Source organism: Streptomyces lonarensis (assembly GCF_012033735.1).
In the GTDB taxonomy this organism is placed as follows: domain Bacteria; phylum Actinomycetota; class Actinomycetes; order Streptomycetales; family Streptomycetaceae; genus Streptomyces; species Streptomyces lonarensis.
Map to the genome: position 1 here is coordinate 1 of NZ_JAAVJD010000364.1, position 3,540 is coordinate 3,540.

5 protein-coding genes are annotated in these 3,540 nt (G+C 76.7%); 1 reads left to right on the forward strand and 4 read right to left on the reverse strand.

Features of this window, described 5'->3' with window-relative positions:
* Positions 1-224 precede the first annotated feature (224 nt).
* Positions 225-782 (forward strand): Dps family protein, encoded by a 558-nt coding sequence (locus tag HCN56_RS24465; protein WP_167974667.1) that lies wholly within the window; start codon positions 225-227, stop codon positions 780-782.
* A gap of 43 nt (positions 783-825) precedes the next feature.
* Here the strand turns inward: HCN56_RS24465 and HCN56_RS24470 are convergent, their stop codons facing one another.
* The 4 genes from HCN56_RS24470 to HCN56_RS24485 form a co-directional block, all read right to left on the reverse strand.
* The gene (locus HCN56_RS24470) at positions 826-1,638 is read right to left on the reverse strand and encodes an aminoglycoside adenylyltransferase family protein (protein WP_209313148.1); all 813 of its coding nucleotides are present in this window, start codon (positions 1,636-1,638) and stop codon (positions 826-828) included.
* Positions 1,639-1,784: 146 nt separating this feature from the next.
* On the reverse strand, positions 1,785-2,426 hold the full coding sequence (locus HCN56_RS24475; RefSeq protein ID WP_167974672.1) for a hemerythrin domain-containing protein: 642 nt from the start codon (positions 2,424-2,426) through the stop codon (positions 1,785-1,787).
* Between the two features lie 90 nt (positions 2,427-2,516).
* Positions 2,517-3,155, reverse strand: coding sequence for a DUF6875 domain-containing protein (locus tag HCN56_RS24480; protein ID WP_167974674.1), 639 nt, complete (start codon positions 3,153-3,155; stop codon positions 2,517-2,519).
* Complete coding sequence (locus tag HCN56_RS24485; RefSeq protein WP_312871428.1) at positions 3,152-3,478, reverse strand: aminotransferase class I/II-fold pyridoxal phosphate-dependent enzyme; 327 nt, start codon at positions 3,476-3,478, stop codon at positions 3,152-3,154. Before HCN56_RS24485 ends, HCN56_RS24480 begins: the two co-directional genes overlap by 4 nt.
* Between the last annotated feature and the right edge of the window lie 62 nt (positions 3,479-3,540).

Sequence of the window (3,540 nt, forward strand, 5' to 3'; positions counted from 1 at the left end):
CGGCCACGTTTGGCCGTCCCCGGTCCGGCAAGGCGACCGGTCGGCCGCGGCTCCGCCGGCGGCCCCGGCCGGAGCGCCGCCCCGCGGACCGCTGTCCGCCGGGTGGCCCCGCCACCCGCCCCGTGCGGGTGCCGCAGCGGAGTGAGGAAGCCGACAACCTGGTCTGAAACCGCATGATCGGGTAGGAGAAAGCCGGAGATACCCGCACAGAACGGAGCGTCATCATGGCTGCCAGTGCCAACCCGAAGTACACCGTCCCTGGCCTGAGTGTCGAGCAGGCGGGCGAGCTGATCGGCATTCTGCAGATGCGGCTCCACGCCCTGAACGACCTCCACCTGACGCTGAAGCACGTCCACTGGAACGTGGTCGGCCCGCACTTCATCGCCGTCCACGAGATGCTCGACCCGCAGGTCGACCGGGTGCGCGACATGGCGGACGACGTGGCCGAGCGCGCCGCCGCCCTCGGCGGCGTCAGCCAGGGCACCCCCGGCGCGCTGGTCGCCGCCCGCTCCTGGGAGGACTACAGCGTGGGCCGCGCCGGCGCCATCGCCCACCTCGGCGCGCTCGACCTGGTGTACTCCGGCGTCATCACCGACGTCCGCGCGGCCATCGAGCAGGTGGGGCCGATCGACCCCGCCACCGAGGACCTGCTCATCGAGCAGCTGCGCGACCTGGAGCAGTTCCAGTGGTTCGTCCGCGCGCACCTGGAGACCTCCGGCGGCGAGCTGCGCACCGCCGACGCCGACACCGAGGTCGAGGCCGCGCGCCGCGCCGGCAGTTGAGAACCGGGCCCGGTGCGGGAGAACCGGGCCCCGCACGACCGCCTCACCGGGGAGGACGCGGCAGTTCCGCGGCCCCCCCGGCGGCGTCGCGCCCGGCCGCCGCGGCGATGCGGGCCGCGAGGTGGGCCGCGTACTCCGGCGCCTGCTGCCGCAGGCCGGCCGGCCACCACTCGGCGGCGTAGTCGCTCTCGCGGTAGAGCCGCAGGGCGTGCGCCAGCACCGGCCGCCGCGCCGCCGGGAGCCTGGGCAGCGCCCAGCGGGCGGCGGCGTCCTTGGAGCGGATCTCGCCGGTCGCCAGCGTGGTCCACACCCGGGCGAGGGTCAGCACCGCGTTGCGGGTGTCGTCGGCCACCTCCGCGAGCAGCTCCGGCACGGCGGCGACGGTCGCCCGGGCCACGTCGCCGGCCGGGACCGCGGGCAGCTCCCGGTCCGGCGGCGGGCCGGCGAGCACCCGGCCGGCGGAGCGCGCGCCGGTCAGGAGCACCGCCAGGTCGGGCATGTCGGCGGGGCGGGGGCGCGGGTCGCGGAGCAGCGCGGGCCGCAGCCACTCGCCGAACAACAGGTCGGCGCGTGGCGGGTACCGCCACGGGACGACGTCCCCGCGCACGACGACCAGCAGTTCCACCGGGCGCGGCCCGCCGCCGGGGCCCGACAGCTCCAGCAGCCCGGTGACGAGCCGCTCGCGCTGCTCCCCGTCGAGGGACCGGTCGGTCACTGCCAGCAGGTCCAGGTCGCTGGCCGGCCGCAGCCCGCCCGCCACCGCCGAGCCGTGCAGGTACAGCGCCCGCAGCGCGGGACCCAGCACCGACTCCACCAGCCGCCGCACCCGCGAGATCTGATCGTCCACGCCGGCCATGGTGGCAGCGGCGAGGCGGTTCCGCAGCCGGTTTCCCGCCACCGCCTCGTGCCACGGCTCGGCCCGGGCCGCACCCGGACCGCGGCACCCCGGACGGCCCCGAATGTCCCCCGCCGGCCGCCGGGGACCACCGGCGCGCGGAGGTCTCAGCGTTGCGGGCCGAAGGCCGCCTCCTGCTGCCGGGCCAGCCGGCCGCGCATCAGCCGGGCGACCGGTGGCGCGGGGACGCCCGAGCGCTCCGCGTCGTCCGCCACCGAGGCCAGCCACGGCGGCATGAAGCCGAGCGTCCACTTCCCGGCCGACTTCACCATGTCGCGCTCGAACCGCTTCCACAGCGCCGCGTCCAGCGCGGGCGCCAACCGGCCGACCAGCTCCCGCTCCTCGTCCGCGGTGTGGACCCGCAGCAGGTCGTGCGCGGCGCGCGCCGCCTTCTCCAGCTCGGGAGCGCCGCCGCCGTCGGGCCGCAACCCCCGGATCGCGGCGGAGAGTTCCGCCATGCGGTCCTCCAGCACGTGGTGCTCCTCCGCCAGCAGCTCCAGCGCGGCCGGGTCCGCGCCGCGCTCCCGCAGCACCGGCCAGAGGATGTCGTCCTCACCCTGGTGGTGGTGTTCGATCAGTTCCACGATCTTCGCGGCGTAGGCGGTGAGGTGCCGGGTGCGCTCCGCGTCAGGACGGTCCGCGAGCGCCGCGGCGGTGCGGGCGATGCGGTCGAGGTCGGTCAGCATCGCGCGGTGCGCCAGGATCATGGTGCGGTGGGCCTTGGGGAGGGTCTGGGTGTCGGGGGCCATGGGCTTCCCTTCCGGGGTCGGTGCGTGCGGGTGGGCGGTGCGCGGGGGCGGCGGCGGCCGCCCGGGGGAGCGGGGTGGGCAGGGCGCCGGTCAGCAGAAGCTCCCTCCCGCGGCGAGCAGCGCCCCGGAGTCGAACAGCCGGACCAGTTCCGGTTCCACGCGGTGCGCGGCGAGGTAGTGGGAGCCGAAGCGTGCGCGGTAGGTCTCGAACCAGACGGGGTCCCGGTGCAGGAAAAGTATGTCGTGGAAGGCCATCCGACGCACCGCCATCATCGGGACCGGCGCCCGGTTGACCGGGAACGCGGGGTTGCGGGCGGCCGCCGCGGGGCAGTCGGGGTGGAGCTGGCCCAGCATCATGCCGCGCGCCACCGCGGCCCCCTTGATCCGGGCGTGCGCCTCGTCGACCAGGTGGTACGACTCGGGGCGCATGCCGTCGAAGACGCAGATCACGCTCGCCAGCGCCGGGTTGGGCGACTGCGGCAGCCGCGCCTCGAACCGGTCCATCAGACGCTGGGTCAGCCGCACCAGCTGCGCCACGTCGCCGTCGGCCGGCCAGCGCACCCGCACCAGCTCCAGGCAGTGCGCCCGCTGCGCCGGGCGCACGAACGGGCAGACCGCGCCGGGACGGCCCAGCTCGGGGTGCGGCTCGGCGACGTACTCCGCGAGCCAGTCGGTCAGCCGCCGCCGCAGTACCGGGGTGAGCGGCCGGAAGACCGCCTCGCCCGTCACCGGACCGCCCCCGCGGCGGTCCGGCTGCCGGCGAGCACCGCGGTGAGAGCCGCGACGCAGCGGTCCACCTGCTCCTCGGTGCCCACGGTGATCCGCAGGTGGCCCGGCAGGCCGAGCAGCCCCAGGTCGCGGACGACGACGCGGTGCTCGGCCGCCAGCCGCTCCGCCACCGCCGCGCTGTCGCCGCCCACCTCGGCCATCACGAAGTTCGCCGCCGACGGCGGGCAGTCGACGCCGATGGCTGCCAGCCCCGCGACCAGCCGCGCGCGGGCCCGGGCGGTGGACCCGTCGGCGGTGGCGCTGCTGAAGGGCGACGCCCGGATGGCGGAGGTGCTGCGGCGCGCGGTGCGCGCGGGGGTGAGCATGCCGACCGAGCCGCTGGTGC

Coding starts and splice junctions, on each gene's coding strand:
- HCN56_RS24465 (WP_167974667.1), top strand. CDS start 225: ATGGCTGCCAGTGCCAACCCGAAGTACACCGTCCCTGGCCTGAGTGTC.
- HCN56_RS24475 (WP_167974672.1), bottom strand. CDS start 2,426: ATGGCCCCCGACACCCAGACCCTCCCCAAGGCCCACCGCACCATGATC.
- HCN56_RS24470 (WP_209313148.1), bottom strand. CDS start 1,638: ATGGCCGGCGTGGACGATCAGATCTCGCGGGTGCGGCGGCTGGTGGAG.